This window comes from Enterococcus sp. SMC-9 (assembly GCF_021011285.1).
In the GTDB taxonomy this organism is placed as follows: domain Bacteria; phylum Bacillota; class Bacilli; order Lactobacillales; family Enterococcaceae; genus Enterococcus_C; species Enterococcus_C montenegrensis.
Window position 1 is genome coordinate 224365 of sequence record NZ_JAILYE010000002.1, and the last position, 25394, is coordinate 249758.

At 36.4% G+C, this 25394-nt stretch carries 31 protein-coding genes and 2 pseudogenes; 8 read left to right on the top strand and 25 right to left on the bottom strand.

Annotated features, from left to right (window positions below):
* Positions 1 to 132: 132 nt before the first annotated feature.
* The 6 genes from K4422_RS03780 to K4422_RS03805 all read right to left on the bottom strand — a co-directional run bounded on the left by K4422_RS03780 (position 133) and on the right by K4422_RS03805 (position 6136).
* A complete protein-coding gene (locus K4422_RS03780; protein WP_230709254.1) occupies positions 133 to 381 on the bottom strand; it encodes a hypothetical protein in 249 nt (82 codons plus the stop codon).
* 21 nt (positions 382 to 402) lie between these two features.
* Positions 403 to 1026, bottom strand: a complete 624-nt coding sequence (locus tag K4422_RS03785; RefSeq protein WP_230709257.1) for a hypothetical protein — start codon at positions 1024 to 1026, stop codon at positions 403 to 405.
* Positions 1027 to 1053: 27 nt separating this feature from the next.
* Entirely contained in the window at positions 1054 to 1581 is a 528-nt protein-coding gene (locus tag K4422_RS03790; RefSeq protein ID WP_206905218.1) for a hypothetical protein, read from the bottom strand.
* 13 nt (positions 1582 to 1594) lie between these two features.
* Complete coding sequence (locus K4422_RS03795) at positions 1595 to 3796, bottom strand: hypothetical protein (RefSeq protein ID WP_230709259.1); 2202 nt, start codon at positions 3794 to 3796, stop codon at positions 1595 to 1597.
* Between the two features lie 624 nt (positions 3797 to 4420).
* Entirely contained in the window at positions 4421 to 5098 is a 678-nt protein-coding gene (locus K4422_RS03800; RefSeq protein WP_230709261.1) for an SDR family oxidoreductase, read from the bottom strand.
* 207 nt (positions 5099 to 5305) lie between these two features.
* The gene (locus K4422_RS03805; RefSeq protein WP_230709263.1) at positions 5306 to 6136 is read right to left on the bottom strand and encodes an AraC family transcriptional regulator; all 831 of its coding nucleotides are present in this window, start codon (positions 6134 to 6136) and stop codon (positions 5306 to 5308) included.
* 113 nt (positions 6137 to 6249) lie between these two features.
* On the opposite strand from K4422_RS03805, the gene K4422_RS03810 reads away from it, so the two are divergent.
* Positions 6250 to 7140: a DMT family transporter gene (locus K4422_RS03810; RefSeq protein WP_230709519.1), complete on the top strand. Its 891-nt coding sequence runs from the start codon at positions 6250 to 6252 to the stop codon at positions 7138 to 7140.
* Positions 7141 to 7436: 296 nt separating this feature from the next.
* On the opposite strand, the gene K4422_RS03815 is transcribed toward K4422_RS03810, so the two are convergent.
* Positions 7437 to 7940, bottom strand: a complete 504-nt coding sequence (locus K4422_RS03815) for a GNAT family N-acetyltransferase (RefSeq protein ID WP_230709265.1) — start codon at positions 7938 to 7940, stop codon at positions 7437 to 7439.
* Entirely contained in the window at positions 7922 to 8089 is a 168-nt protein-coding gene (locus tag K4422_RS03820) for a hypothetical protein (protein ID WP_230709267.1), read from the bottom strand. The genes K4422_RS03815 and K4422_RS03820 overlap by 19 nt, the downstream gene beginning before the upstream one ends.
* A 109-nt stretch (positions 8090 to 8198) precedes the next feature.
* Here K4422_RS03820 and K4422_RS13610 point away from each other — a divergent pair.
* Positions 8199 to 8345, top strand: a pseudogene (locus K4422_RS13610) (site-specific integrase); the annotation flags it as partial.
* 302 nt (positions 8346 to 8647) lie between these two features.
* Here K4422_RS13610 and K4422_RS03825 read toward each other — a convergent pair.
* Together K4422_RS03825 and K4422_RS03830 are read right to left on the bottom strand one after the other, a co-directional pair.
* Positions 8648 to 9823 carry a hypothetical protein gene (locus K4422_RS03825; RefSeq protein WP_230709268.1) on the bottom strand — a complete coding sequence of 392 codons (1176 nt, stop codon included), beginning with the start codon at positions 9821 to 9823 and terminating at the stop codon, positions 8648 to 8650.
* Entirely contained in the window at positions 9824 to 10276 is a 453-nt protein-coding gene (locus K4422_RS03830; protein ID WP_230709270.1) for a hypothetical protein, read from the bottom strand. It lies immediately after the preceding gene.
* A gap of 71 nt (positions 10277 to 10347) precedes the next feature.
* On the opposite strand from K4422_RS03830, the pseudogene K4422_RS03835 reads away from it, so the two are divergent.
* Positions 10348 to 11241 (top strand): annotated as a pseudogene (locus K4422_RS03835) (tyrosine-type recombinase/integrase); the annotation flags it as partial.
* Between the two features lie 82 nt (positions 11242 to 11323).
* Here the strand turns inward: K4422_RS03835 and K4422_RS03840 are convergent.
* The 5 genes from K4422_RS03840 to K4422_RS03860 form a co-directional block, all read right to left on the bottom strand.
* Complete coding sequence (locus K4422_RS03840; protein WP_230709279.1) at positions 11324 to 11635, bottom strand: DUF1292 domain-containing protein; 312 nt, start codon at positions 11633 to 11635, stop codon at positions 11324 to 11326.
* A 15-nt stretch (positions 11636 to 11650) separates the two neighbouring features.
* Positions 11651 to 12085, bottom strand: coding sequence for a Holliday junction resolvase RuvX (ruvX, locus tag K4422_RS03845; protein ID WP_206905235.1), 435 nt, complete (start codon positions 12083 to 12085; stop codon positions 11651 to 11653).
* Positions 12085 to 12351 (bottom strand): IreB family regulatory phosphoprotein, encoded by a 267-nt coding sequence (locus tag K4422_RS03850; RefSeq protein WP_016171403.1) that lies wholly within the window; start codon positions 12349 to 12351, stop codon positions 12085 to 12087. Before K4422_RS03850 ends, ruvX begins: the two co-directional genes overlap by 1 nt.
* Positions 12352 to 12510: 159 nt before the next feature.
* On the bottom strand, positions 12511 to 13365 hold the full coding sequence (locus K4422_RS03855; protein WP_230709282.1) for a TIGR03943 family putative permease subunit: 855 nt from the start codon (positions 13363 to 13365) through the stop codon (positions 12511 to 12513).
* Positions 13362 to 14294 carry a permease gene (locus tag K4422_RS03860; RefSeq protein ID WP_206905239.1) on the bottom strand — a complete coding sequence of 311 codons (933 nt, stop codon included), beginning with the start codon at positions 14292 to 14294 and terminating at the stop codon, positions 13362 to 13364. The genes K4422_RS03855 and K4422_RS03860 overlap by 4 nt, the downstream gene beginning before the upstream one ends.
* Positions 14295 to 14557: 263 nt before the next feature.
* Here K4422_RS03860 and K4422_RS03865 point away from each other — a divergent pair, with 263 nt between their 5' ends.
* Entirely contained in the window at positions 14558 to 14896 is a 339-nt protein-coding gene (locus K4422_RS03865) for a thioredoxin family protein (RefSeq protein WP_230709284.1), read from the top strand.
* A gap of 153 nt (positions 14897 to 15049) precedes the next feature.
* On the opposite strand, the gene K4422_RS03870 is transcribed toward K4422_RS03865, so the two are convergent.
* Positions 15050 to 15685 carry a redox-sensing transcriptional repressor Rex gene (locus tag K4422_RS03870; protein ID WP_206905243.1) on the bottom strand — a complete coding sequence of 212 codons (636 nt, stop codon included), beginning with the start codon at positions 15683 to 15685 and terminating at the stop codon, positions 15050 to 15052.
* Positions 15686 to 15939: 254 nt separating this feature from the next.
* On the opposite strand from K4422_RS03870, the gene K4422_RS03875 reads away from it, so the two are divergent.
* Positions 15940 to 17877, top strand: coding sequence for an ABC-F family ATP-binding cassette domain-containing protein (locus K4422_RS03875; protein WP_230709286.1), 1938 nt, complete (start codon positions 15940 to 15942; stop codon positions 17875 to 17877).
* 177 nt (positions 17878 to 18054) lie between these two features.
* Here the strand turns inward: K4422_RS03875 and K4422_RS03880 are convergent, their stop codons facing one another.
* The 5 genes from K4422_RS03880 to rpsN are packed head-to-tail and all read right to left on the bottom strand — an operon-like array spanning position 18055 to position 19260.
* Entirely contained in the window at positions 18055 to 18186 is a 132-nt protein-coding gene (locus K4422_RS03880) for a putative metal homeostasis protein (RefSeq protein ID WP_206905247.1), read from the bottom strand.
* 47 nt (positions 18187 to 18233) lie between these two features.
* Entirely contained in the window at positions 18234 to 18383 is a 150-nt protein-coding gene (gene rpmG, locus K4422_RS03885) for a 50S ribosomal protein L33 (protein ID WP_230709288.1), read from the bottom strand.
* Positions 18384 to 18394: 11 nt separating this feature from the next.
* Entirely contained in the window at positions 18395 to 18772 is a 378-nt protein-coding gene (locus K4422_RS03890; protein WP_206905251.1) for a hypothetical protein, read from the bottom strand.
* A 13-nt stretch (positions 18773 to 18785) separates the two neighbouring features.
* Positions 18786 to 18959 (bottom strand): 50S ribosomal protein L32, encoded by a 174-nt coding sequence (gene rpmF, locus K4422_RS03895; protein WP_206905253.1) that lies wholly within the window; start codon positions 18957 to 18959, stop codon positions 18786 to 18788.
* Positions 18960 to 18990: 31 nt separating this feature from the next.
* A complete protein-coding gene (rpsN, locus tag K4422_RS03900; RefSeq protein ID WP_230709291.1) occupies positions 18991 to 19260 on the bottom strand; it encodes a 30S ribosomal protein S14 in 270 nt (89 codons plus the stop codon).
* A gap of 305 nt (positions 19261 to 19565) precedes the next feature.
* Between rpsN and K4422_RS03905 the strand changes: the two genes are divergently transcribed.
* Positions 19566 to 20243, top strand: coding sequence for a C39 family peptidase (locus tag K4422_RS03905; protein WP_230709293.1), 678 nt, complete (start codon positions 19566 to 19568; stop codon positions 20241 to 20243).
* Between the two features lie 82 nt (positions 20244 to 20325).
* Here K4422_RS03905 and K4422_RS03910 read toward each other — a convergent pair whose 3' ends face one another.
* A complete protein-coding gene (locus tag K4422_RS03910; protein WP_230709295.1) occupies positions 20326 to 21099 on the bottom strand; it encodes a potassium channel family protein in 774 nt (257 codons plus the stop codon).
* Positions 21100 to 21306: 207 nt separating this feature from the next.
* On the opposite strand from K4422_RS03910, the gene ald reads away from it, so the two are divergent.
* Together ald and K4422_RS03920 are read left to right on the top strand one after the other, a co-directional pair.
* Positions 21307 to 22416: an alanine dehydrogenase gene (gene ald, locus K4422_RS03915; RefSeq protein ID WP_206905260.1), complete on the top strand. Its 1110-nt coding sequence runs from the start codon at positions 21307 to 21309 to the stop codon at positions 22414 to 22416.
* Positions 22417 to 22747: 331 nt separating this feature from the next.
* A complete protein-coding gene (locus K4422_RS03920) occupies positions 22748 to 23329 on the top strand; it encodes a phosphatase PAP2 family protein (RefSeq protein WP_230709297.1) in 582 nt (193 codons plus the stop codon).
* A 265-nt stretch (positions 23330 to 23594) separates the two neighbouring features.
* Here the strand turns inward: K4422_RS03920 and moaA are convergent, their stop codons facing one another.
* The 3 genes from moaA to K4422_RS03935 are packed head-to-tail and all read right to left on the bottom strand — an operon-like array spanning position 23595 to position 25274.
* Complete coding sequence (gene moaA, locus K4422_RS03925) at positions 23595 to 24623, bottom strand: GTP 3',8-cyclase MoaA (protein ID WP_230709299.1); 1029 nt, start codon at positions 24621 to 24623, stop codon at positions 23595 to 23597.
* Between the two features lies 1 nt (position 24624).
* Positions 24625 to 24867 (bottom strand): MoaD/ThiS family protein, encoded by a 243-nt coding sequence (locus K4422_RS03930; protein WP_230709301.1) that lies wholly within the window; start codon positions 24865 to 24867, stop codon positions 24625 to 24627.
* Positions 24864 to 25274 carry a molybdenum cofactor biosynthesis protein MoaE gene (locus tag K4422_RS03935; RefSeq protein ID WP_206905265.1) on the bottom strand — a complete coding sequence of 137 codons (411 nt, stop codon included), beginning with the start codon at positions 25272 to 25274 and terminating at the stop codon, positions 24864 to 24866. The genes K4422_RS03930 and K4422_RS03935 overlap by 4 nt, the downstream gene beginning before the upstream one ends.
* Between the last annotated feature and the right edge of the window lie 120 nt (positions 25275 to 25394).

Consider the following 25394-nt stretch of genomic DNA (forward strand, 5'->3'; position numbering starts at 1 on the left):
AAACAAATTATCTTTCTAACTCAAAAACCCTTATTTTACAAACAGGAAGCTTGCTAAACGTAATATGCAAGCACCTGCTTTGCCAAAATAAGGGTTTTATTTTAAACACTATTTCAATTTTATGAATCATTGTTATTCATTCTTTACCATAGAGAGGTTTTTTAATTTCCAAATTATAAGCACTATCAAACAAATTATAATTCCCAAACTAGCAATTTGATATGAGGCAACCTCATTTGTTTGCGGGTAACTACCTGAAGACACTTTAGAAACCAAAGCCCCTTCTTTTTCCTTAAAGGTCGCATCAACTTGATAAATTGCTTCTTCTGAAGAATCAGAAGTCCTCCCTAGCCAGCCATTTACTTCAATTTGATTATCCATAGGCTTTCTCCAGTATGGCTATTACCAAGCAACAGCGTCAAATTTTAGAGTCATGGTATATTTTGGTTGCACTTGGGTAGTAGCATTTGCAGTACCAGTATATTTGAATGTCGCCACATTCGAACTTGCATCTACTTCGTCAGCCAACGCCATACGGCCATCTTTATTTGCTAAATCAATCAGAGGTGTAGAAGTTGTAAAGTCAGTGGAAGTATTTGATGTCGCAATGTTTGATATAGGTTGCTTCCCTTCAACTTGTAAGTTTAAGGAATAGCTGCTTGGTAATGTTAGGCTAGTATTAGTATCATCATTTTCAAATCTTTCTAGCGATACTGACACAGGTCGCCCCGAATTATTTGTAATCTTGTAATCTGGTGACTTAATCACTGGGTCCTTAGCAGTATTATAAAAAATCGTTTTTGTCGGTACTGTCACATTAATCCAGTTATCATCACCTTCAGTAATAGTTGCACCAGGATTTGTATTATCTGCCCCTAAAGTTCCATTTACTTCGATTTCAACTGAGTTTTGACCACTATAATCCTCTTGTAGGTCAGCTTCCGTCCCATCCTGTGCAAACACCGGCATTGCTACTCCTAATACACAGCTACTTAACAGCAGTCCTGCAATCACTTTCCTTTTCATATACTCGTGCTCCTTTTTCATTTTTTATTAGTTCACCATTAAGGTTAATCCCGATGCGACTTGTCCTTGTTTTTCTTTTGTTTCTGGATCATATAAGCTAAATGTTGCGGTTGCTTTATGAACGCCTTTTGTCAATTTTTTTTCTAATTTAGCTTGCTTAATCTCCTCTCCGGGATTGATAGCGCCAGAAGTATAGATTAAGTCCTTACCATCATCCAAGCGCACTTCCACGTTAACAGGATAAGCATTTTTAGGCGGATTTTGAATAAACAACTCACTCATAGCAGTTTTTTCATTGACCGTAGCCTCAGATGCAATTACCATATTAAAATTACTGGCATCTACTGCAGCCTGAGCGTATTTCGCCATCTCTTCTTCTGAAATTTTCTGCGCGTCCTTACCGTCAGGAAGAAAATCACCACTGACAATAGAAACAGGGACTTCATCTTTGTGCGTAAAATAGCGATAGGTAATTATTCCACCAATAGCTACAAGCAATAAAAGCAAAAGCCATAAGATACGTTTCTTTGATTTATTTTCTTGTTTTGTTTCCATTTTCCATCTCCTCCTATTGCGCTGAAATCGTAAAGGTAAAGTTGTAGGCGACTTTTTTAACTTCTGAAACCGGGCCAGAATAATTTCCGGTGAGATAAACTTCCGCTTGATTCTTATCTGTCTCCCAGAATGGTTCTAGTAGCATGGCTTTGCTATCTTCAGAAATTGGCCCCTCAGTGAGTGGTCCCCAAACTAACGGATTATTTGTTTCATCTGTATAATTTGTCGCTAGGTTTAGCAACAATTTGTAGGTATCTGATGAACCCAAGTCGGTTGCTAGAGTAACATCCGAATCTGACTCAGCGGTGGGAGCAACTTCCGTCAAGTCTACTGCAATCGGAATGTTACTATTATTGATAAACTCATATTCCTCTGCATTTTCAGCTTTCCCAAATTCAGTGGTAGGACTTTTGAATATCATATTTACAGGGATACTTGTGTTGATTACTTTTGCAAGAGATAGCGGTTCAGAAGCAGTAGTCACCCATAAAGTAGTGGATGGAAATCCCTCGGTGACTTCCCCTGTGGCTCGTGCATATAAGTAATAATCACCACCTGCTAGATTTTCAAAAATAGTCCTTGTATCTATGTTTTCTGTAGTGAGAGTAACCGTTTTTCTTAGGTAAGAACTGTCACTGGAATTAAAAGCGTTATTTATTGCCTGTTGTACACCAGTAGAATTGATGTCACCACCTCCGTGAAGTGATTCTTTAGATAGCAGGTAATCAACACTTGTTAATGTACGATCATTAGGGACAAAGCCGTCTATGTCAGCTTCAATTTGACTTTTATTTTCAGAAACCGACGCGTTCGGAGTTCCAGTAACGCCGGTAAGGGAGAGGCCTTGTTCATAAATCAAGCCTTGATTAGTTCCACTTGGATTTGAAGTCGTGATTACCTCAGTGTGATTTGGTAAAAATGGTGATACTAGTGATTTAACAATTCCATTGTTAAGATAGTTAAGCTGGTAGTTTGTGGGTGATTCAATTTGCGGTCTAGTTAAATTGATAGTTCCAGCCATGAAATTTGCTGTGTTTTTTTGAAAATCAAACAATATATACTTAGGCTCACTGGCGGTTATGGTGGTTGTTTTCATGTTTATTGCCTTACTATTGTACATAGATTTGAAAATACCTATGGAGTTTTCTTTAAATTCCATACTTACGTCTGAAGACGCAGAAATGTCGTTATCAGCTTTTGTCCCGTCTTTATTGTTAACAGGTGGGATTTTTTCAAAGCTAAAAAAACCATTTTTTTCAACAATTAAGGAACTGTTATTTCCGCCATAGAAAAGCCGACCTTTACTAGATTTAATAGAAACATATGCGTTTTCATCAACATTGACAGTAATAGGATTATCCCATAATAAGGCGCTTCCACCATCGGAATCACTGTAGATAGTAGTCTTGCTTCCCTTGTCAAAAGTGATCGTTTCATATCCCTCTGAAAATTCACCACCATGTGTTTGACCATCACATATGAATGTATTTACTCCTTTAAAAATGATACTATTTCCGCTTGCGCCAGCATAAAAAGGTTGCGCACCGTTTCGAACATTATAGTAAATATTTTCAACTTCAAAAGTATTGTTTCCGCTATTAAGCTGAACAAATCCGTAAAAGGTATTATCAGGATACTGGCTATTTCCAATATTAATGTTTTTATAAGTCAATTTTATTTGACCCGAGGCCGTGATTTTAGAATTATTGGTGGTATCTCCTGTATACAAAATTGCATAGTGATTGTCTGGGTCTGTTGCATCAAGACTCGGATTTTTCAGACCATTCACTACAGTATTTTTATTATATGCTAGTGATTCACTGTCATATGTGAGGTCCGCTGCCAGCTGAATATAAAGTGCATCTGAACCTGAAGGAATAGCTTGTTTTACCGCATTTTGTAACTCAGCAAACGTCTCAACCAAATATGGATTTCCTTCACTTCCATCTTCCACAGCGTCAGCTGTCGCAGCAAAAGTTGTAACTTTTTTAGTTTTCTCTAGAGATGTATCAGGGGTGGTACTGTCTGATCTTGTTGTCGTCTCTGTTGTGGATTCAATTGTCGTTGTTGCGTTTGTCCCATTTGTGTTTGAAAAATTTGTTTCCTTCAGAATATCGGCTGAATTAAAAGTACTTTCTTGACTGGCTGTACTCTCTAAAAGTTCTGAAGTTGCGTTGGTTGGCTCAGAAACAGCAACATTTACTGGACCATTCATGAATACAAATGTACTAATCAAAGAAGCCGACAACAGTACAATAAAAGTATTTTTCATAATTCACCAACTTCCCATTAAATTTTCTTGTTTTTTTTCAATAATTATAAAGCCGATTACTTTTTATTAATTACACTTATTATTTTATCTAGATTCGCAAAAAAAATAAAACATTTTGAATAAAGCGCTTTTATATTTTAGCACGATTTCCGAAAAATATTCATAAAACATAAATTTATCTTTCTTTTATTTTTAATATAAAATAAAATTTATGAAAAAAACTTTATTCACAAAATTTTTGATGATTCAAAAAATAGTCAGTCAACTATCAAGGAAAAATTTCTTAAATTTAACGCAAAATAAATTTCGTTTTATAATCACTGGTAATTATTTTTAAAATCGTTATTTAAAGATAAAAATAATAAAATGATTAGTTTGATAGAAAACTCTCCCACTAGCTTATTGCTGCTACGTCTTAAGCTAAAATTGCGGTTTAGCTTCAAAAAAGCTATTATGCAGATGTAATATAACCTTCCCTGTTGGACAAAAAATTAAATCTATTCACAAAAAAAAGCAGTGCAAGAAATCTTGCACTACCTGTATCGTTTTTTCTATTCAGAGGAAAAGTTAATTAAGCCCTTTGATAGCTTCAAAAGCTGAGCTATCGCCAGAAACAACTTCAAATTCTTTTCCGATAGTTGCATCATTTTCCAGTGTTGCCAGAATCACGGTTGCCACGTCTTCTCTTGGAATCGTATTTTTTTCAAGTTCTCCTGTTAGATTGTCTGCTAATTTAATTTTGCCCGTTCCAACTTCATTGGTTAAAGAACCTGGATGAATAATCGTCCAGTCTAGATTGGTACGATGTTTCAACCATTCATCGGCATAATTTTTGGCAATTGTGTAAACAGTCAAAGAAGAGTTTTCCTTAATTTCTCGGGTAATTTCTTTGCGCCCTGTTTTAAAGGTACTAACCATGACAAATCGTTTAACGCCAGCAATTTCAGCTGCTGTCATAATTTTTATTGCGCCGTCCAAATCGATCATAATCGTTTTATCTAAGCCCTTGCCACCTGCTCCAGCACTGAAAACAACAGCATCCACATCTTTCATGGCAGCTGCAAACTCTTCGATAGAATTATTGACGATATCCAATAGTACTGTTTCAATTTTCCGTTCCCTAAAAAATGGAATTTGTTCTTCATTGCGAATGACTGCTTTTTCTTGCAGCAAAGGATGTTCTTTGATCTGATTGGCAAAATGTCTTGCCACTTTCCCATTTGCACCTACTACTAAAATTTTCATCTTACTTCCTTCTTTCTTGCGTTTACAAACAGTTTGATAACAGCTTTAGCTAGAATTCAAAAATTACTGTTACCTCTTTCTACCTTATTCTTTATTATAGCAATTTAACCTATAAATTCCTTTTCATTAGACTTTAAGCAAATTAAACGAAAGAGATTTTTACCAGAAAGATACGATCTTATCCGCACTTCCAGATAAAAACACAGCTTAGCCAAAGCGTTTACGAAACTGAAATGGCGTCAGCGTATATTTCGCTTTAAAACGCGTTATAAAGTAACTAACATTGTTAAAGCCTGTTGCAAAACAAATTTCGACTACATCCTGTTGGGTTTCTAACAGCATTTTTTTCGCCTGATTTAGGCGATAGTCGATTACGTAATTGATTGGTGAAAGATGGGTATAGTTGTTAAACAAGTTGGTACACTTTTTCTTACTTATTGGAATTGTCTGTGCAATAGCTTGCACTGTAATTGGTTCTTGAAAATTTTTATGAACATAATCCAGCAATTGATAAATAATCAACTCTTCCTCCTGATTCGTCAGATACTGATTTTTATCGATATTATTTAGACTACTAATCAACAACTCATAGACATCCAGATAATTAATATCATTTACATTCTTTTTAAGGCTATTCAGAATTTCTAAATTTCGCGTAGTTATAGCTAAGAATCGATAGGAAAAAGAAGATTTCTTGCTATATTCCGCAATACTTTTCTGGTAAATTTCTTTATTGATAAAATATGGAGAAAAATCAATGCAGCTATATTCTACTTTTGATGTAGCTGGGATTGCCCCATGTATTTTAGAAGTATTAATGAGAATGCCTTCGTTTTGGTGAAGTAAAAATTCTTTTCCATCGACGCTATACAGCAATGTTCCTGAATAGACCCAAACCAATTGAAATTCCTCATGCCAGTGTAAAGTTATCACATCGTGCCTTTCCTTTATCAAGGTCCGCTGATAAATGGCAAGTGGAAGATTTTTGGTTACATGCTGTGTCGCTTCTTTTTTATTATCATCAACTTGAAAATACATACTAGCTCCTTTATACCCAATACTGTTATTATCGTCCTCAAAACTGTTAGAAAACAAAGTAAATAAACATTATACTGATATACTAACAGATATTAAAAAAGGAGTGACGGACCATTTTAAAAAATCAAAAAACGATTGGGATTCTTTATGCCAGTATTGCGGCCGCATTATGGGCTATCTCAGGAATATCTGGTCAAATTCTATTTAACCAGTTTCATTTTTCCGCAACTTGGCTTGTCTCAACACGAATGTTACTTGCAGGTTTTCTTTTACTTATGATCGCCCGGATTAAAAATAAAGATGCACTGACTTGGCCTTTTAAACACCGGACTGATTTTATTTCAATACTCTCATTTTCACTTTTAGGAATGTATCTGGTGCAATTCACTTATTTCAAAACTATCGAGCTCAGTAGCGCTTCTTTTGCGACAATTGTTCAATATATCGGTCCGGTTTTCGTCATTTTCTATACAGCATTGCAGACGAAAATGCTACCGGCGAAAAAAACAATTTATCTCATCTTGCTTGCTTTGCTGGGCGTCACACTAATTGCCGCCAAAGGAAAGCTAGCAAATTTAATCGCCTCACCAGCGGCCTTTCTTTGGGGAATTGGCTCGGCTATTTCATTAGCCTTTTATTCCATTCAACCGCGCCGGCTACTTGCAGAACACGGAAGCATCGCAGTTGTTGGTTGGGGAATGCTTTTAGGCGGTATCGCCGCCAACATCATCCACCCCATTTGGAAAGTTGACGGAATGGTCACGTTGGCTTCTGTCCTTCAAATTTTTATTGTCATTATTTTTGGTACTGCCTGTTCATTTTTAATCTATCTATCCAGTTTGCGCTACATCTCTTCAGCTTTAGCAAGTGTTTTGACCGCTTTTGAACCTATACTTGCCACAGTCTTCTCAATTTTTATCTTTCAGCTACGATTTTCTTTACCTGAATTTATTGGATTTCTACTTGTGTTAGGCGCGATTTTATTTTTACAAAAAACACTATAATTTTTTTATAACTAAAAGAACCTTTCAATCACTAGTCAAACGTATTCAATCTCATATTCAATTCAAAACACAAAAAAGCTGAACCCTTATCTATCAAGGGTTCAGCTAGCATTTAAAGCTTATTCTTCTTCTTCGGACATGAATGAGAAATGAATATCAATAAATCGTAATTACTTTCAAATCAATGTTTGTGATCTATCAAGATCGCTTTATTTATCAATATTTTTCAAGTAATTTAAACCAAATGGCATACAATTTGGCATGCAAAAAAACTTCAATAAGCCACTGGGGGCTATTTACTGATTCCAATAAGATTCATTTAAATCTTCATCCAATAAATCGACAATCATACTAACTGCTTTTTCCGGTGTATTTCCCAATTCCAATTCAAGAAATCCAAATTTTTTATAATATCCCACCGCTGAACGAACTGATTGCAAAAATACATAACGATGATTCAAATGTCTACAAACATCAAATATATAATTAATAATCTGTTTGCCAATGCCTTTCATTTTATATTTATCATGTACTCCTAGATACTGAATTTCAATAGCATAAATTTTTTCTCTCTCATTTGATTCAGGATCAACGACATCAAACGAATAGTTATTATTTAACGTAAAAAATGCAACTACATCTTCTCCATCAATCACTAAAGAAGTAGCTGCATCAAAGCCTATAGTATCAACATAAGCGATATTTTTTATATAATTATCTATATCCGTGTTACCACAAGAAAACTTTTTATAGCTTTCCATAAATTTTGGTGAAATACGTACTATTTGCCGTTGTTCCATCTAATATTATTCCCTTTTTCTTGTGCTTTTTTTTCGCAAAATTCAATATGCCGTTTAACTTTTTTCTCATTTGCCGACTTGAACTTTAAAAAGGCTGTTGCTGACTGACCTGTCAGAACAACCGGTCTTTCCCTTTTAATTACTGCCATGTCAATCCCTCCTTCTCTACACCTTCATTCTACATTAATTTGAATGTATTTCAAGGTATTTGCAAATATTTATAGATACTTATAGATACTTTAAAATATTCTACCTACGCTCTTAAATGCTGGCGCAACTATGAAAGAAGTCCAGGACGGATTATGCCATACCAACATTTCTCAAACAATGGACGTTTGCGGACATCTGGCAAAAGAAACCAAAGAAAAAATAGTTGAAAAGCTTGCAGAGCACCTAAATTTATAGCGGAACGTATTCAATCTCGTATTCAATTCAAAACACAAAAAAGCTGAACCCTTATCCACCAAGGGTTCAGCTAGTATTTAAAGCTTATTATTCTTCTTCAGACATGAATATCTTTCAATTTCATTGGCTCAAATACGAGATGAATTGCTGAAAAGAAACATCAATTCAGCAATAACAATTTACTGGTATTTAACCCAATCTCAGTAAAACCTTAGTCAATTTCTTAGTCAAAAAATTCTCATCTATCGTGGGGCGGCCGTTCACTTTGTGGGCGGTTTTTTATTACAAGCTCACTATCTCAATTATAAGTAATTAAAACTGTTAATGATAAAAACTTCCTTCACAAGATTATTATTTATATCTCTTGAAGTCTCAATAGTTATTTTTAATGTGATTTTCTTATCCAGCGTTAAATGTTGAGTACCATCTTTAATTCTTCTAAATAAACCTGATTCAAACTTAGCAATTTGGGTAGTTTCATCAATATCAATTTTTACTGAATTGTATATTACACTGCCAGATATGAATCTAGAATTAGGTACATCAAGTTCGGTATGCGTAACGATTAATTGATTACGTTCAGATATCTTTTCTTTGAATACATCTAGATTATTATCAATTAAACTATTAGGAGCAATTTTTACCAATTCACTATCCAAATTCTCGTTACCATAAAATGCAATTGAAACACCTTCATGTTTTACAATACTATAAAGCTCATCAATATTTTGTATTAATTCTATCCCTAACTCTTCATCTATCAATTCTAAATTCAGTTCTCTATTACTAACTGTTACTTCATCTATTACGTTCAAAATAGGAAAGAAATCAATTTTATCAGCTAATAAACTATCATTATCTGATATCAAAAAATTCAGCTTAAACGATCCAGTCGTAAATGGACTTACCATAAGATTTTGATTAATTATATTATCAGCAGTAATAGCAGCTTTCTTTATAGAATCAAACGATTTTTTTACATATTTCATTGCACTATCTATGATGTCAAAGTTATAACTATGTGAATTAACGTTGTCATATACCCGTAAAGTTATATCTTCAACTTCCAAAGGAAATTCTAAGTATCTAGAATAGTCGTAATCATAAGGAATTTCAATTTCTAAATTATAATCATAATCGATAATCTTATTCGTTTTAGGCAAAAATCTTTCGACTTCAAAGTCAGCTTGCTCTAAGGTTAGATATTGTACTTCATCATTATCAAAATTGAAGTTAATTATATTTACCTTATCCAAATTAACTAAATAGTCCATAAATTTTTTTAAATTCTTCGTTTCGTTTAAAATCTCAAAGTCTTTCTTTTTTAACTCGCTTACAAAGAAAGAATCATCATCAATATAATAAAAAAAATAGTTTCTCTTTTTGGAAACGGAAATAAATGAAAGAGGAGAATCAAAGTATTCAAAAATGAACTTATACTCTGCATCCATTACTTCTTTGAATGATAGTCTATTCATTTATATCACCTCTTCCCATTCATTCCCTATCGCATCTATTATACCGGGATTGAACAAGTCCCACAAATTATAATGATTAGCGGATGTTTGTTTTATTACACCACACGATTCATTAAGATTCACTTTCACAATCCTTTTTCCAATGTTGGGATGATCTTGCATTAGACTAGATAAATCATTCACACTACTATTGAACGATAATGCTTTAGCTCCGCATTCTTTATTTTTTGGAAATCTTCTTCGTTGATTTTCCCATACTGGTACAAAATCATCAGGAAGTAAATTTGTAGAGCTAGGTTCGCTTTTACAAATTCTATAAAGACTAATTCCAATTGGTGAAGATGCTTCTGATGGTGGGCACTGATCAGGATAGTCGTTTCCATATCTATAAATACTGTCAAACATATCATTCTCTCCCCAAAACCTTCTATATGAACCAATTAAAGCAGACATCCTCCCAGAAAACAAGCCTATTTCGACGTAGTAATAAATATTTGTGATTATATTTTACTTTCGAATCGTAGGAAGTCACCTTCATCAAGAGCGAGATTAAGTTCAACAAATGGGTTCTGCCTGTCTATGGGGATCTCCGGATTAAAGAAGTTACTGTCAAACGTGCTCAACAAATCCTGAATACCTGGGCTGCTGAAACTGATCAATATAAAGTCCTACACTCTACGGCTAAAAGAGTTTTTGAGTATGCAATTAACCTGGGCTTCATTCAGTACAATCCATTAGCTCATGTCATGATGCCGAAGCGAGAAAAGAAAAACAATGATAGTGACCAAATAAAAGTCTACACAAAAGACCAACTAAAAACTTTATTTGATTACCTCAACAAGCTGAAGCCTACCTACAGCAACGACTACAACAAAACGCTATTACGCTTTCTCTTTTATAGTGGTTGCCGTATTAGTGAAGCCCTAGCGTTGAACTGGTCAGATATAGACTTTGAGGGCAATGTTGTTCTGATTAATAAAACGCTCAGCCAAACCAAACATGGTTATAAGATTAGTGATCCTAAGACTGATAAAAGTACCGCTAGTGTCAGCTTGGATGCTGAAACAATGGCAACCCTAAAGAAATGGCAACTCAATCAGCGTATGTATATGCTGAACCTGGGCATAACCGGCCCAACTATGATATTTTGTGGGATCTATAAGCAAATGATTACCCATCATGCAATTTTCTCCCGTATGAAGACAATCACAGAAAAATGTGGGCTCCCGTTCCTGGGTATCCACGTTACAAGGCACACTCATGCTAGCCTTTTATTAGATGCTGGGGCAAACATGAAAGAAGTCCAAGACCGATTACGGCATTCAAAAATTTCTATGACCATGGACACGTATGGACACCTAAGCAAAGAGACCAAAGAAAAGACCCTTGAGAAGCTGGTTGCACATCTCAATTCCTAGAAACCTTAGTCAATTCCTTAGTCAAAAGAAAAACAGAAAAGGAGAAACCCTGTCATGCCAAGGTTTCTCCGCTGTTTAAAGCTTATTCTTCTTCTTCAGACATGAAAGTATTGAAGACTTCTTCAATCATATCCCATTCAGCTTCAGTTTCGATTTGTTCCAATTCGCCTTCTGTGCCATCTTCATTTTCGATGTAGGCATAGGCTTGTAATTCAACGTCATCGTCTTCTGATGCACCTGCTGGGTACAATAAAACGTAATTGCGTTTGAATTCTTCTTGTCCGTCAATTGTTAATAAAATTTCGTAAAGCGTTTCGTTACCTTGATCGTCCACTAACGTAATGTGTTCGTGTCCTTCGTGATCATGGTTGTGGTCGTGGTTATGTTCAGTCATCTGCTTTCCTCTTTCCTATAAAGGCGACTTTGTATCGCTGCGATCTAAATAATTTTGCAAAATCATCACGGCGGCTAACTTATCGATAACCTTTTTCCGTTTTGCCCGTGATGTATTGGCTTGTTCTACAAGCATCCGCTCAGCTTGAACGGTGGTTAGGCGTTCATCTTGATAAAAAACTGGCAAGTGAAATAACTCTTCTAATTTTTTACCATACGCTTGTGATGCTTCGGCTCGCGGACCAATCGTATTGTTCATGTTTTTTGGTAAGCCCACAACAAATTGCGTTACTTCATATTGGGTTACCAACTCTTTGATGCGATCAAATCCAAATTCGCCATTGGCTTCATCGATGCGGATAATTTCTACCCCTTGTGCAGTCCAACCAAGTAAATCACTGACTGCAACACCAACAGTTTTTGAACCGACATCTAATCCCATTATCCGCATTACAGGCTAATCCCATGATTGCCAAGGTAATAACGAATTAAGACCTCTAAAATCTCGTCTCTTTCATGACGGCGGATTAAATTACGGGCATCACGATAACGAGGTATATAGGCCGGGTCGCCGGAAAGTAAATAACCTACGATTTGGTTGATTGGGTTGTAGCCCTTTTCTTCCAAAGCGCGATAAACAATGGCCAACGTTTCACTTACTTCTTTTTTGCGACTATCGTCAAAATCAAAACGTACTGTTTCATCTGTAAAACCCACAGTTAACACCTCTTTCTTCTAACTATTGCTACATTTCATTTTACTAAAACTTGTCTGAAACTACAAACAAAGCGTCTACATTTCCTACTCTAACAAAGGAATATGTTTTTTTTATGAAATCTGTTTCTTATTTTAACATTTTTTTCGCTAAAAAAGTGGTTAAAATGAGCGATACACGTATTGATTTTTAGGGGCTGTGATTGTACTTGTTTTCATCGTCTGTACCACTGGTAATTCCCGTTTTAAAGGTTGATAAAAATTACTCTGAATAACCCCTTCGATATGCACCCATTGGTCGTTTTTAAAAGACGATCCCGCTGGTAAATGAATACGTAGACCAAAAACTCCTGAATCGGCAACACAGTGAATAATCCCAAAACGAAAAACAAAATCGTCTTCTTTTTGATCTTGTTTGGCATGATAAATAAAACCGTCAAAACTAATTTTGCGCCCAATAAACTCACTTGGGTAATTATAAATCAGTTCCATTATTTCTAGGTAGTTTTCTTCTGTAACGGCTAATGTACCAGATTTATCATACTTTTTCATTAATTTATCCATTTGTTTTTGGTATTCAGTTTTATTGTAGTACATGCTTGTATTAGGCTGTAGATATTGGGTCTGCATTTGTGGATCTCCCACTGACTCTTTACTAATTGGAAATTGGAATCCTTTAGCCTGAACAATCGTGGTATCTAAACTGACCACTGGAAAAAAAGTCCCGACAATCACCGGTAGTGCTAATAAAATATAGGCGATTACGCGTTGGTGTCTTTTTTTCAGACCATGCTCGTGTTCTATCCCCTCTTCATGACTATGTTCTACGGAGTCTTCTTTTTTACCGTCAGCTTTCACCCACAATACCAATTGCACCATCGCCAAGACAAAAGACAAAATCATGGACAAAATAGCCAAATAACTGTAGTGAACATTAATAAACTGATTGAGTTTACCAGAAACTTGTAAATACATCATCAACTCAAAATAACCAGCTAAAATTAAAAAGCGAATCATAAGGACACCACCAATGCATAGCCTGTTACACAGACAACAATAATTGCGACTAAACTCGCGATAAAGCGACCGCTAAAATAGCGTTTCATCATTAAAAGATTTTTAATATCCACCATCGGACCAAAGACCAAAAAGCCGACAACTGGCCCTGTACCAAACAAGCTTAATAAAGAAGAACCAATAAAAGCATCCGCTTCTGAACAAAGAGACATCGCTAAAGCTAAAAACAGCATCACAACGACTGCTAAAATTTTATTTGAACCTAAGGTCAACATAACCCCAGTTGGTAAATACGTTTGCATCGCAGCGGCAATTAGACCACCAATCATTAAGTAACGGCCAGTATCAAAAAATTCATCTACGCTATGTTCTAATACATGACCTACCTGCTGGATGAATGTTTTCTTCGTTTGATTATGAACACTTTTTTCATGATGATGGCTATGGCTGACATTTGCCACAGCTTGTTGCAAGTTCGCGTCTTTAATAATGCTTTGTTGGTTAAAATAAGCCAACCAAACGCCAATCACCATAGCAACAATTAAACTGCCGATCACGCGTAAAAATGCATACCGCATCGAATTTCCAAAGGCAATAAAAGTAGAAAAAATGACAATTGGATTAATAATCGGTGCTGTTAGCATAAAAGCAAAGGCTGTATGATTGGGCACTCCTTTTTTAACAAACTGATTGACTATCGGCACAATCCCGCATTCACAAGAAGGAAAGAAAAAGCCCAAACCACACCCTACTGCAATTGCGGCCAATTTATTTTGTGGCAATAGGCGCTGGACCCTTTCAGGTGTTAAAAAAACGTAAAGTGCACCGGAAATAATACAGCCTAATAAAACAAAAGGTAAAGCTTCAATCACAATTGATAAAAAAATCATACTCATTTGTAAGATTGAATCAGGTAAATGACTAAACATTAAAAGACTCCTTTAGCTATTTCAATATGTAAATTTGTTGTTTCAGCAAAAAGAAAAACCCTTCATATAGGGGTCAATGCAGAAAATAATTTTTTTAGCTTGTTTTTTCGTCGCTTTAATATACGCTTTTTCGTAAAATCTCACAAGTCTGTCGCAAAAAAATTAAGCTTTCATTTACCTTTTCAAATGAAAAACAGCTAATTTGACTTTTATTGACCAAAATCTTACATTAAAGATGAAAACAACGAAAAGTAGGTGAGTGAATGATCCAAATTACAGATTTTAACAGCGGATTACAACAATTAAACCAAGAAAAATTAGCGATTGCCTATATCTCTCAGCCTGGCTGTAGCGTTTGCGTGGCGGTAAAACCGCAACTAGAAGCTCGTTTTGCCAAAGATGTTCCAATTTACCATTTTGATGGAAGTAAATTTCCTGAAGTTGCCGGTCATTTTCAAGCTCTGACAGCACCTCTAGTCGTTTTATTAAGTCATGGCAAAGAATTAACCCGTTCAGCTCGTTTCATCGATTACTCTGCCTTGACAAAAATCATCGCAGAATTTTCTGATGAAAAACCTGATTACGCTGAACTTTTTCGCTAATAACTTTATAAACTCCCTTAGTTTCTGCGTAATCAGAGGCTATTTAAAATTTTAGCCTTTCCTGCTAATCAAAAAAAGAAAGACCTAAGCAGATGTAGCGTCACTAAAAAGTTTAACTTTTTAATGATGCTATCCCTACTTGGTCTTTCTTTTTTATTTTTCGTCTTGTGAATGTAAGAAATAAATCAATGTTTGTAATTCATTAGTTAAGTCAACGTTTTGAATTAAGACGCTCTTAGGTGCGCTAAGACGAGCTGGAGTAAAGTTCAAAATACCTTTGATTCCAGCCGCAACAAGTTCATCTACGATTCCTTGTGCAAATTCTGCTGGTACCGTCAAAATGGCGATATCAATTTCTTGAATTTTTATTTGCTCGACCATGTCCCGCATTGCATAAACAGGAACCCCGTCAATGATGCGACCAGTAATTTCTTCATCTGCATCAAAAGCTGCGCTAACGCGGATACTATTACTTTGGTGGAATTTATATTTTAATAGGGCTGTCCCTAAATTACCAACACCGACTAAAGCAACGTTAGTCATATGATCTTCGTTTAATGTTTTAGCAAAGAAATTCATCAATGCCTCCACATCATAACCATAACCTCTTTTGCCAAGCTCACCAAAATACGAAAAGTCGCGACGAATAGTGGCACTATCGACTTGTACGGCTTCGCTAAGTTCAGTTGAAGAAACCTTTTGTTTTCCAGCATTATTTAAAATCCGCAAATAGCGGTAGTATAAGGGCAAACGCTTTGCTGTTGCCTTAGGGATATGATGATCTTTCAACGTGTACGCCTCCATTTGTGAATTTTTCACGTAATTTACTGACAAATCATAACAGGACGTACCAGCAAATGCAATTTCTCTGCTCACAAATTTGTGAATTTTTATTTTTGCTTTCTCCTGTAATATACACTAGTAGGAAAATTATGATAGACTACAACTGATACGCTGAATTTTTTTGCTAATTTTTTTAGCTTTATTTTAAAATTTGTGAAAAAACAGTCAGATGACATATTTTATTCAAAGGAAGATTATCCATGATATTATTACAAGCAAATCAAATTGCCCGCCTTTTTGGCGCAGAAGTCTTATTTCGCAATATTCATTTAGAGATTGCTACAAAAGCACGCATTGGACTGGTGGGGCGTAATGGGGCCGGCAAATCCACTCTATTAAAAATCATCGCCGGCATTGAAGCCCCCGATGAAGGAACAATCGCTAAAAATAAAACTGCTACCTTAGGATATCTAGCCCAAGATACCGGCTTAACTTCTGAGGCAACAATTTGGGATGAAATGCTGACCGCTTTTGAAAAGGTCCGACAAATGGAACAGCGGATGCGAACTTTAGAAGTCAAAATTTCAGAAAGCAATCCTAGTGGTAGTGATTATGAAAGTACCTTAAAAGAGTACGATAAATTACAACACGATTTTGCTGATAGTAACGGCTATGGTTATGAAAATGAAATCCGCTCTGTTTTACACGGTTTTCAATTTGATGAAAGCTTTTATCAGCAAAAAATTAACAACCTTTCTGGTGGCCAAAAAACGCGACTGGCTTTAGCCCGCATGCTTTTGCAAAAACCAGATATTTTAATATTAGATGAACCTACTAACCACTTAGATATAGAAACGTTAAGCTGGCTAGAAAACTATTTACAAAACTATAGCGGTGCCTTACTGATTGTTTCTCACGACCGTTACTTTTTAGATAAAGTAACCAATGAAATTTACGAGTTGAGTCGTCATAAAATGACTCACTACAAAGGCAATTACAGTCGCTATTTGGATTTAAAAGCCGCACAATTAGCCAGTGAATGGAAAGCCTATGAAAAGCAACAACAAGAAATTAATAAGCTAGAAGATTTTGTTGCGCGAAATTTAGTCCGCGCCTCGACAACCAAAAGAGCCCAAAGTCGCCGCAAACAACTGGAAAAAATGGAACGGCTAGATCGACCTCAAGGTGCAGAAAAATCAGCACATTTTCTTTTCCATATTGATAAAGTGTCTGGTAATGTCGTTTTACAATTAAACGATGGGGCAATTGGCTACAGCCCCACTGATATTTTAGCCCAACCTGTGGACTTGGATATTCGCCGACAAGACGCCATTGCTTTAGTCGGACCAAACGGCATCGGCAAGTCTACGTTATTAAAATCCTTAATCGGACAGCTTCCGTTTATCCGCGGTGAAGCCCAATTAGGGGCGAATGTTTCCATTGGCTATTACGATCAAGGCCAAGCAGACTTAAACAGCAATAAAACGATTCTACAAGAATTATGGGATGAACATCCTACTACCCCAGAATTAGAAATTCGCAATGTCTTAGGGAGCTTCTTGTTTTCTGGTGAAGATGTGGATAAGCCAATTAATTTATTAAGTGGTGGTGAAAAGGCACGTGTCGCATTAGCAAAACTGGCAATGGATGAAGAAAACTTTTTAATCTTAGATGAACCTACTAACCACTTGGATATTGATAACAAAGAGGTCTTAGAAAATGCCTTGATCGACTACGAAGGAACTTTGCTTTTTGTTTCCCATGACCGTTACTTCATCAACCGAATCGCCACCAAAGTCATCGAGCTGTCCCCAGAAGGCAGTCGGTTATTTTTAGGTGATTACGATTATTATCTTGAAAAGAAAAAAGAAGAAGAAGAAATTGCCGCCCTACTCGCTGCGGAAAACAATGACACACCCGTTGTTATCTCCGCTGGTAAAGAAAACTTCCAAAAAAGTAAAGACCAACAAAAACTTCTCCGCAGCCTACAACGTAAAGTAGGCGATGTGGAACAAAAGATGAGTGAGACAGACGAAATAATCGACCAACTAGAAGCCGAAATGGTAAAACCAGAAATTTTAGCTGATCATCTGCAACTACAAGAATTAAATGAAAAATTAGAAGTTGCCCGTAGTAAACAAAACGAGCTGTTAGAAAAATGGGAAGAATTAAGCCTGGAATTAGAAGAATACGAATAAAAGGTTGCCACTAAACGTGATCAGCTTTTTACAAATAAGAGCAGAATTGTTGGAAATCCTTCTTCAAATTTTTTGAAAATTTGTCTTAAAGTAATTTATTCATGTGAAAATTTTATACTTTCTGCCCATAAAAAATGTCTAGCACAAAAGTCAATCTGACAATTGCGCTAGACATTTTTAATTTACGGCATAATAGGCTCTAATTTTATCGCGTTTGTATTCTTTGATTATTTTTAGCGCCCGTTTACGGGTTTTAATATTGGGGCTTTTCAGCCTGCGATAGGCACTCGCCAAATCTGTTTTTTCCATCATCTTCCTCCTTATTTTTTTAAGCTTAAAAAAACTTAATTTGCTGTCTATTTCACTTCTGTAAATATCACTTTTTGACGTAACTTAGGTGAATATTTTTTTAGCGTTAAGCGTTCGGGGCTGTTACGTTTATTTTTACTCGTTAGATATAAACGTTCTTTTGTTGTCGGCGACTCTAAGATAATATTTTGACGCATTTTTTAACCTCCTAGCGCTCTTCTAGATACATTTGTAGCTGCAAAGTTTCATCATAGTCAAAAACGTTGGCAGCTAACGCTTGTAACAATTCATTTTTAAAATCCAAAGTTATTTCCCAAAAACCATCAATTTGTTGGAATAAGTCTGCATCATAGTTTATAAAAATAGGATACAAAGCTAAGAAATCCTCAAAACTCAAATCTTTTTCTTCGTAAAAATCTTTAATCATGCCATTTTCCAACGCACTTTCAGTTGGCATGCCAGTTTGGGTAATCAAGCCAGCAGCCACCATATCTTTATAAATTTGACTTTTTTCAAGTAGAATCCCGTTTTTTTCCTGTTGATAATTAAAGCAGTCTTCCACTAAAGGCGGATAAATAATTTGCAAACTTCTCCCTCCTTTATTTTTCCTCTGCCACATTGCGCCCTTTGTAATATCCTTTTAAAGAAACGCGATGAGAACGTCTGTAATCTCCCGTAGCAGCATCAAAAGAAATTTCTGGTCGTTTCAAATTTTGATGGGTTCGTCTAAGCCGTTTTTTCATTTTTGATGTTTTTCGTGCAGGTACTGCCATTTTTCATTCCTCCAAATCACATGTTTATTTCTTACCAGCTAGCCTTTTTCACGCCCGGAATTAACCCTTTGTGGGCTAATTGGCGGAAATTGATACGGGACATCCCAAATTTACGCATATACGCCCGAGGACGACCATCGATTTGATCGCGGAATTTCAAGCGATTGGGATTGGAGTCTTTTGGTAGTTTGGCTAAAGCAACATAGTCTTTTGCTGCTTTCAATTTCCTACGTTGCACGGCGTATTTTTCGATTAAAGCTTCTTGTCTTTTCGCTTTTGCAATTTTTGATTTTTTTGCCATTTGTCTTACCTCTTTTCGTTTTTCATTATATAAATCGTAATCGTTTCGTTTTGAACTCCATTACATTACCAACTTAAAAAAAATTTGTCAACACTTAAATAACATGAGTTTCAATTCAGATGAATCACCTATCATCTTTTGTACTGACTAAGTCACTCATTTTATTTGAAAGTATCTTTTTTTAATGAGGCTTTCAAATGACTGATAAAATTTAAGGTTTGGTAAATCAGACCCATGACTGATATCTTTTTTTAAAATTTTGCTTTAGAGTAAACCCAAGTATGAATCAAAAGCGAGGTGTTTTCATGGCAAAAAAGAAATCCCGCCAACCCCAAATAATTTTTATCGGTTTTTGCATGCTTATTTTAGGTGTAATTTGGCTTTTTTTTATAAACCCTACGCAGGATACTCCATTACAAAGTGCAAGCATTAGTCAAGAGGAGTATAGTCAACAAGCCAATCATACTTTAAAAGGAAATCAGATCCCCACACCTTTGATTTTACAGACAGACGAACGTTGGGCTAATGATACCTATGGTAGTGGCGATAACAATACACTAGCCCAAAACGGCTGTGCAATTTTATCTTTGACAATGGTGCTTTCTTATTTTGAAGGAAAAGAAGCCGTCCCCCAAGATATTTTAAATTGGGCCCAAAATAATTATTTTGTTGCCGGACAAGGAACTGCTTGGCAAATTTTTAGTGATTTTGCTCATCACTACCAACTGCAATATCATGATTTAGGTACTGATTTTCAAAGTGTGCAACACTACTTGCGGCAAAAAATCCCCGTTGTCGTCTCTGTCAAACCGGGTCGTTTTACCGATGTGGGACATATTATGGTACTTGGAGCAGAGGCAGACAATCAAATTTTAGTTTTAGACCCTAATGATACGCCCGCAAAAGCAGCTTACAAAGAATTATTTCATCCCCAAGATTTAACAAGTGAGGCTGTCCATTATTGGACTTTCACCAAAAGCTAGGCTTTTCTTACTGTCTTAATGAGTATAAAAAATAGCCGCTAGCAGTTTAATTGACTTGCTAGCGGCTATTTTTTTAGAGCTTTTATTTTTTTAACATTTTTTCAATCCGATCTAATTGATTCTGTAATAAAATAATTTCCTTTTTCAACTCAGCCAATTCACTATCCTCTTCCACTTGTCGCATGGCTTCGTTTTTATGGCTGAAATAAGAGGTGATTGTTGAGGTCAAGATCCCGATAAAACCAATCCCTAATAGCATCAGAACTGCGGCAATCAATTTACCAGCATCAGTCGTAGGGGCAATGTCTCCATACCCAACTGTGGTAACTGTAACAATTGCATACCACAAAGCGTCTGCAAAAGAGCGATTTTCTGCAATAGAGAATAGTCCGGCTCCAATCACAATAATCCCTAAACTAATATAAAGGACATAAATAAAACCATTGGTATATAAAATACTGCGCTTATTGCGCGACAGCTTCCCAAATAGTCCGATAATTCGGGCAATACGATTAATACGGGCAATTTTGCCAAAATGCGCAAGTCCTAGTACTCCAAAAATGAAATTAAGGGGCAAAATCGCAATCAAATCAAAAATATTCTTTTTGAAAAAAGTTTTTTTAGCTGGATCAACAAGCAAACGCCCACAATAATCAATGGTAAATAAAATCCAAATCAAATAATCAACAACACGAAACGGATTTTCATTAATATTAATGACAGATGCAAAATCTAACAGCATCAAAATAATCCAAATAATGGATAAGGTTAAATTTAAAACGTGATATTCATGATTATACTCGTTCAATTTCTTTTGTAACTTTTTGAGCATTTCATCACCTCTTGTCTTTTCCATTCTAGCCATCGTTTTGCTTTCTCACAAGAATTTTGTCGCTTTTTTCCATAATTTTGAAAAGTTTCTTTGTAATCGTTTCCCATTCCTCTATACTAGAAAGTAAGAAAAGGCCGTTTTATTTCGTATTTTGGTTATAAAATTTTGCTACACAGGATTCGTTTTGCTTTTTCGTAAGCCAAAAGTTCAAAAAATAAAGGAGTGATGTAGATGCGAATCGGAATTGCCAAAGAAATTAAAAATCATGAAAATCGGGTGGCACTACCCCCAAGTGGTGTCTTAGAGCTCGTGAAAGCTGGCCACACTGTCTTAGTAGAAAGCGAAGCTGGCCTGGGTTCTGGTATTGCTGATGTGGCGTATCAAAAAGTTGGCGCACTTTTGACCGATGCTGCTGAGGTTTGGAACTGCGACATGGTGATGAAAGTAAAAGAACCACAGCCAAGTGAGTATCAGTATTTTAGAGCAGGGTTAGTTTTATTTACTTATCTCCATTTAGCTGCCAATAAAGAATTAACACTTGAATTGATGAAAAGCGGTGTTACTGCGATTGCTTATGAGAATGTTCAATTAGCAGATGGTAGTCTACCACTACTTTCTCCGATGAGTGAAATTGCAGGTAGAATGGCCGCACAAATTGGGGCACAATATTTACAGCGAACATTTGGTGGTAAGGGAATTTTACTTGCGGGTGTTCCAGGTGTCCGCCAAGGGAATGTCGTCATTATCGGTGGTGGCGTTTCAGGATATAACGCGGCACGTTTAGCACTTGGTTTGGGAGCACGAGTGACGATTTTAGATGTAAATATCAATCGTTTAAAAGAATTGGATGATATTTTTAACGGACAAGTTCAAACTCTAATTTCCAATGAACTGAATATTCGTAATTCGTTAAAAACAGCTGATTTAGTCATCGGTGCTGTCTTACTTCCTGGTCACAAAGCTCCAGTTTTGGTGACAGAAGAAATGGTAGCCGCAATGCCCAATGAATCTGTTATCGTTGACATTGCCATTGATCAAGGCGGAATTTTTGCTACTGGTAGTAAAGTAACCACTCACAAAGATCCGACTTATATTGCGTCAGGCGTTATTCATTACGCTGTTGCCAACATGCCTGGAGCTGTACCTCAAACTTCAACTCATGCCCTAAGCAATGCTACATTGCCTTACGCAAAATTATTAGCAACAACTAATTTAGAAGATTTATTACAATATAACGATGCCTTATATCATGGGGTCAATACGTATAAAGGGCAATTAACCCTGCAGGCTGTTGCAGAAGATTTGGATTTACCCCATACAGAATTGTCCGCGCTAATTTAAAAAGGAAAAATTTGTTCTTTAGTTAATACGATTATTTATTAAAAAATGTTCTGTCAAAAAATAGCTAAGGAAAATAAAATGAGAAAAAAAATAGGAATATTATTTATTATTGGTGGGATATTAGTCTTGCTGTTTCTTAACCAAATGATTGAATCCACTGTTTTAGGCGAGACAGATTCTAGTGAGTACTATATAAAGATGATCATAAATGTGCTCGCTATATCGTGTTAGCTTGTATATTTGCAGCAATTGGTATCAGGTTTCTTTTTGATAAAGACTAGTTCAAAAGTAAAAAGCAAGTCTAGAAAGAAAAAAAGCGGAGGTAAAAGAGATGGCGATAGCAGGGATTTTATGTCTGATGCTGTTTGCGGTGTTGGCAGTTGGAATTCGGCAGCCGGCAGTAGAACGTTTGGATGCCCAAGTGACAGAAAAAGTAGTCAGCCTGCGGCGTCCAGCTATAAATAAAGTGATGTTCTTTTTTACCCAGTTGGGGCGCTTTTCCGGCGTCGTGGTGGTGATAATTGCATTGGCGCTGATCCCTGGATTCTGGTGGGAAGTAGTCCGGCCGGCGGGAATTGCCTTAACGATTAGCTGGTGGCTGGCATTTGCCATGAAGCGGGGAATGAAACGACCACGACCAGAGGGAAAGCGACTAACCGAGGAGACAGACCATAGCTTTCCCAGTTTCCACGCTACCTGTTCGGCGGCGCTATACCTTAGCTTAGCATTGGCCAGCTGGACTCTTTATCCGCAACTAGCCTTCTTATTGGTTGCAGCATCCGTGACAATCGCCGGGCTGATTGGATTTTCCCGTATCTATTTGGGCGTCCATTTTCTGACAGATGTTCTAGGAGGCTGGCTCTTTGGTAGCGGAGTTACCCTATTAGTGTGGGCAGTACTGGCACATGTGTAGAAAATGCGCCAAAAAAATCACACCAGCTTTTTTATAAGCCAATATTTTTGCGATGTTTGATGGTGCTTTAGATCTATTTAGGCTATAGCGCTATTACCTTTTCAAAAATCCTTGTGCATTTTATTTGCGTTTTTAGTATAGTTTTTAGAAATACCGATAATGAGTTATTATCCCAGTAAATTTTAAAGCACCATAAAAAACGACCTTTGTAAGGTTAGTCTAAGAGCTAAACTTTACAAAGGTCGTTTTCTTACTTTTATTTTCCTTATCCACCAATTTGACTCATGTGTCGCCAAGTAGGTTGCCGCTCTTTTACTTTTTCTTGTTCATCTAATGCCATTTGATGATTTTCTGGCTTATCGTTTAAAGCCGTAACCACAGCTGCTTCAAAAGCTGCCGCATCATCTAGTTTGTTACGCAAATTAATTTCATCTGCCCAATAAAGGCAAGATTTTAAACAACCATCTGCTGTAACTCGCAGGCGATTGCAACTTTCACAAAATTGACAACTTACAGGGTGGATTAAACCAAAAGATCCCTTTGCGCCTTTAATTTGATAATTCTCTGAAGGGCCATTACCAGACAATGTCATTTTTTCATATGCCCAACCTTCAGTCTGACAAATTGTAAAGACTTCTTTTACCCCGGCATAGCCTTGCGTCCAATTCTTTTTTTGACTGGCAATTGGCATAAATTCAATAAAGCGTACATTAACCGGCTGAGTTATCGTATAACGCAAAAAATCCCTCAATTCCGTTTGATTTTGTCCATTTATAACAACAGTATTTAGTTTAATAGCTTTAAAGCCTTGCTGACTAGCAGCATCAATTCCTGCAAGCACTTTTTCTAATTTGCCACCCCGCGTCATCTGATGATACTTTTTAGCATCAAAAGTATCTAAACTGATATTTAACCGATCAACCCCTGCTTTTTTTAAATCAGCAGCCATTCTTGGTAAAGCCAGCCCATTTGTCGTCACTGATAAATCTTCAATCTCGTCAATTGCCTTAATTCCTGCCGCAATTTCCAGTATATCTTTGCGTAATAAAGGCTCGCCACCTGTTAAACGCACTTTTTTGATGCCCATTTTGGCGAAGTGTTTTACTAAAGTAATAATTTCAGTAGCGCTTAAAACTTTTTCGTGGGGAAAAAATGGTAGTCCTTCTTCTGGCATACAGTATACACAACGTAAATTGCAGCGGTCCGTAATCGAAAGACGTAAATAATCATGCTGGCGGCCAAAACGATCCTGTAAAGTTTTTTCTTGTTTTTTTATAAGCATTGCATTTGTCATGTTAACCTCCACTTACAGGTGGAATTAACGCTACTTCATCTGTCTTAGTCAAAGAGATTGTTTCATCTTGCACAAAATTTTGATTTACTGCCACGCTACAAGTTTCAATTTCAGCAGCATAATTCGGGTAAGTCTTGGCTACAATTGCCAATAAATCTTCTTTTTTTATTTCTGTTGGTAGTGTTACGCTAATTTCCGGCGCAATCGCTTCAGCCAAATAAGCAAATAATTTAATGGGTATCATTGGCTTAAACCTCCCCAGCGGACTTTATCTGTATCGTATTCTTTTTTCCAAATTGGAACATTTCTTTTCAAATGATCAATTAAATATTCACAGCCTACAAAAGCATCTTTACGGTGGGGACAAGCCACCCCGATAAATACCGCTTCTTCGCCAATTTTCAATTCTCCTAAACGGTGAACCAAAACGACTTTTGCGCCTTTTGCTTCGACTTTAGTCGCTAAATTTAAAAGCTCTTTTTCTGCCATTTCTTCATAGGCTGTATAGCCAATCCCTTTTGTTTGGATTGCACCAGTCCACTCGCGAATGACACCCGCAAAAGTAACGATGCCACCATATCGGGGATCTTTTAATTGATTATAATAAAAGGCAACATCAATTGGTTCTGTCTGTAATTTAACAAGCGCCATAACGTTTCCTCGCTTTCTAATTTGTGAGATACTGAACGTATTGTAATGCTTTCTGATAAAAAAAGAAATAAGTGCACTCCCCAATTCCCTTTTTTTTATTCTTATGTTATGTTAACGTGA

Excerpts from the sequence above, each read along its gene's own strand:
- K4422_RS03780 (WP_230709254.1), bottom strand. The coding sequence starts at position 381 with ATGGATAATCAAATTGAAGTAAATGGCTGGCTAGGGAGGACTTCTGAT.
- K4422_RS03785 (WP_230709257.1), bottom strand. The coding sequence starts at position 1,026 with ATGAAAAGGAAAGTGATTGCAGGACTGCTGTTAAGTAGCTGTGTATTA.
- K4422_RS03790 (WP_206905218.1), bottom strand. The coding sequence starts at position 1,581 with ATGGAAACAAAACAAGAAAATAAATCAAAGAAACGTATCTTATGGCTT.
- K4422_RS03795 (WP_230709259.1), bottom strand. The coding sequence starts at position 3,796 with ATGAATGGTCCAGTAAATGTTGCTGTTTCTGAGCCAACCAACGCAACT.
- K4422_RS03800 (WP_230709261.1), bottom strand. The coding sequence starts at position 5,098 with ATGAAAATTTTAGTAGTAGGTGCAAATGGGAAAGTGGCAAGACATTTT.
- K4422_RS03805 (WP_230709263.1), bottom strand. The coding sequence starts at position 6,136 with ATGTATTTTCAAGTTGATGATAATAAAAAAGAAGCGACACAGCATGTA.
- K4422_RS03815 (WP_230709265.1), bottom strand. The coding sequence starts at position 7,940 with ATGGAACAACGGCAAATAGTACGTATTTCACCAAAATTTATGGAAAGC.
- K4422_RS03820 (WP_230709267.1), bottom strand. The coding sequence starts at position 8,089 with ATGGCAGTAATTAAAAGGGAAAGACCGGTTGTTCTGACAGGTCAGTCA.
- K4422_RS03825 (WP_230709268.1), bottom strand. The coding sequence starts at position 9,823 with ATGAATAGACTATCATTCAAAGAAGTAATGGATGCAGAGTATAAGTTC.
- K4422_RS03830 (WP_230709270.1), bottom strand. The coding sequence starts at position 10,276 with ATGTCTGCTTTAATTGGTTCATATAGAAGGTTTTGGGGAGAGAATGAT.
- K4422_RS03840 (WP_230709279.1), bottom strand. The coding sequence starts at position 11,635 with ATGACTGAACATAACCACGACCACAACCATGATCACGAAGGACACGAA.
- ruvX (WP_206905235.1), bottom strand. The coding sequence starts at position 12,085 with ATGCGGATAATGGGATTAGATGTCGGTTCAAAAACTGTTGGTGTTGCA.
- K4422_RS03855 (WP_230709282.1), bottom strand. The coding sequence starts at position 13,365 with ATGATTCGCTTTTTAATTTTAGCTGGTTATTTTGAGTTGATGATGTAT.
- K4422_RS03860 (WP_206905239.1), bottom strand. The coding sequence starts at position 14,294 with ATGTTTAGTCATTTACCTGATTCAATCTTACAAATGAGTATGATTTTT.
- K4422_RS03865 (WP_230709284.1), top strand. The coding sequence starts at position 14,558 with ATGATCCAAATTACAGATTTTAACAGCGGATTACAACAATTAAACCAA.
- K4422_RS03875 (WP_230709286.1), top strand. The coding sequence starts at position 15,940 with ATGATATTATTACAAGCAAATCAAATTGCCCGCCTTTTTGGCGCAGAA.
- K4422_RS03880 (WP_206905247.1), bottom strand. The coding sequence starts at position 18,186 with ATGGAAAAAACAGATTTGGCGAGTGCCTATCGCAGGCTGAAAAGCCCC.
- rpmG (WP_230709288.1), bottom strand. The coding sequence starts at position 18,383 with ATGCGTCAAAATATTATCTTAGAGTCGCCGACAACAAAAGAACGTTTA.
- rpmF (WP_206905253.1), bottom strand. The coding sequence starts at position 18,959 with ATGGCAGTACCTGCACGAAAAACATCAAAAATGAAAAAACGGCTTAGA.
- rpsN (WP_230709291.1), bottom strand. The coding sequence starts at position 19,260 with ATGGCAAAAAAATCAAAAATTGCAAAAGCGAAAAGACAAGAAGCTTTA.
- K4422_RS03905 (WP_230709293.1), top strand. The coding sequence starts at position 19,566 with ATGGCAAAAAAGAAATCCCGCCAACCCCAAATAATTTTTATCGGTTTT.
- K4422_RS03910 (WP_230709295.1), bottom strand. The coding sequence starts at position 21,099 with ATGGAAAAGACAAGAGGTGATGAAATGCTCAAAAAGTTACAAAAGAAA.
- ald (WP_206905260.1), top strand. The coding sequence starts at position 21,307 with ATGCGAATCGGAATTGCCAAAGAAATTAAAAATCATGAAAATCGGGTG.
- K4422_RS03920 (WP_230709297.1), top strand. The coding sequence starts at position 22,748 with ATGGCGATAGCAGGGATTTTATGTCTGATGCTGTTTGCGGTGTTGGCA.
- moaA (WP_230709299.1), bottom strand. The coding sequence starts at position 24,623 with ATGACAAATGCAATGCTTATAAAAAAACAAGAAAAAACTTTACAGGAT.
- K4422_RS03930 (WP_230709301.1), bottom strand. The coding sequence starts at position 24,867 with ATGATACCCATTAAATTATTTGCTTATTTGGCTGAAGCGATTGCGCCG.
- K4422_RS03935 (WP_206905265.1), bottom strand. The coding sequence starts at position 25,274 with ATGGCGCTTGTTAAATTACAGACAGAACCAATTGATGTTGCCTTTTAT.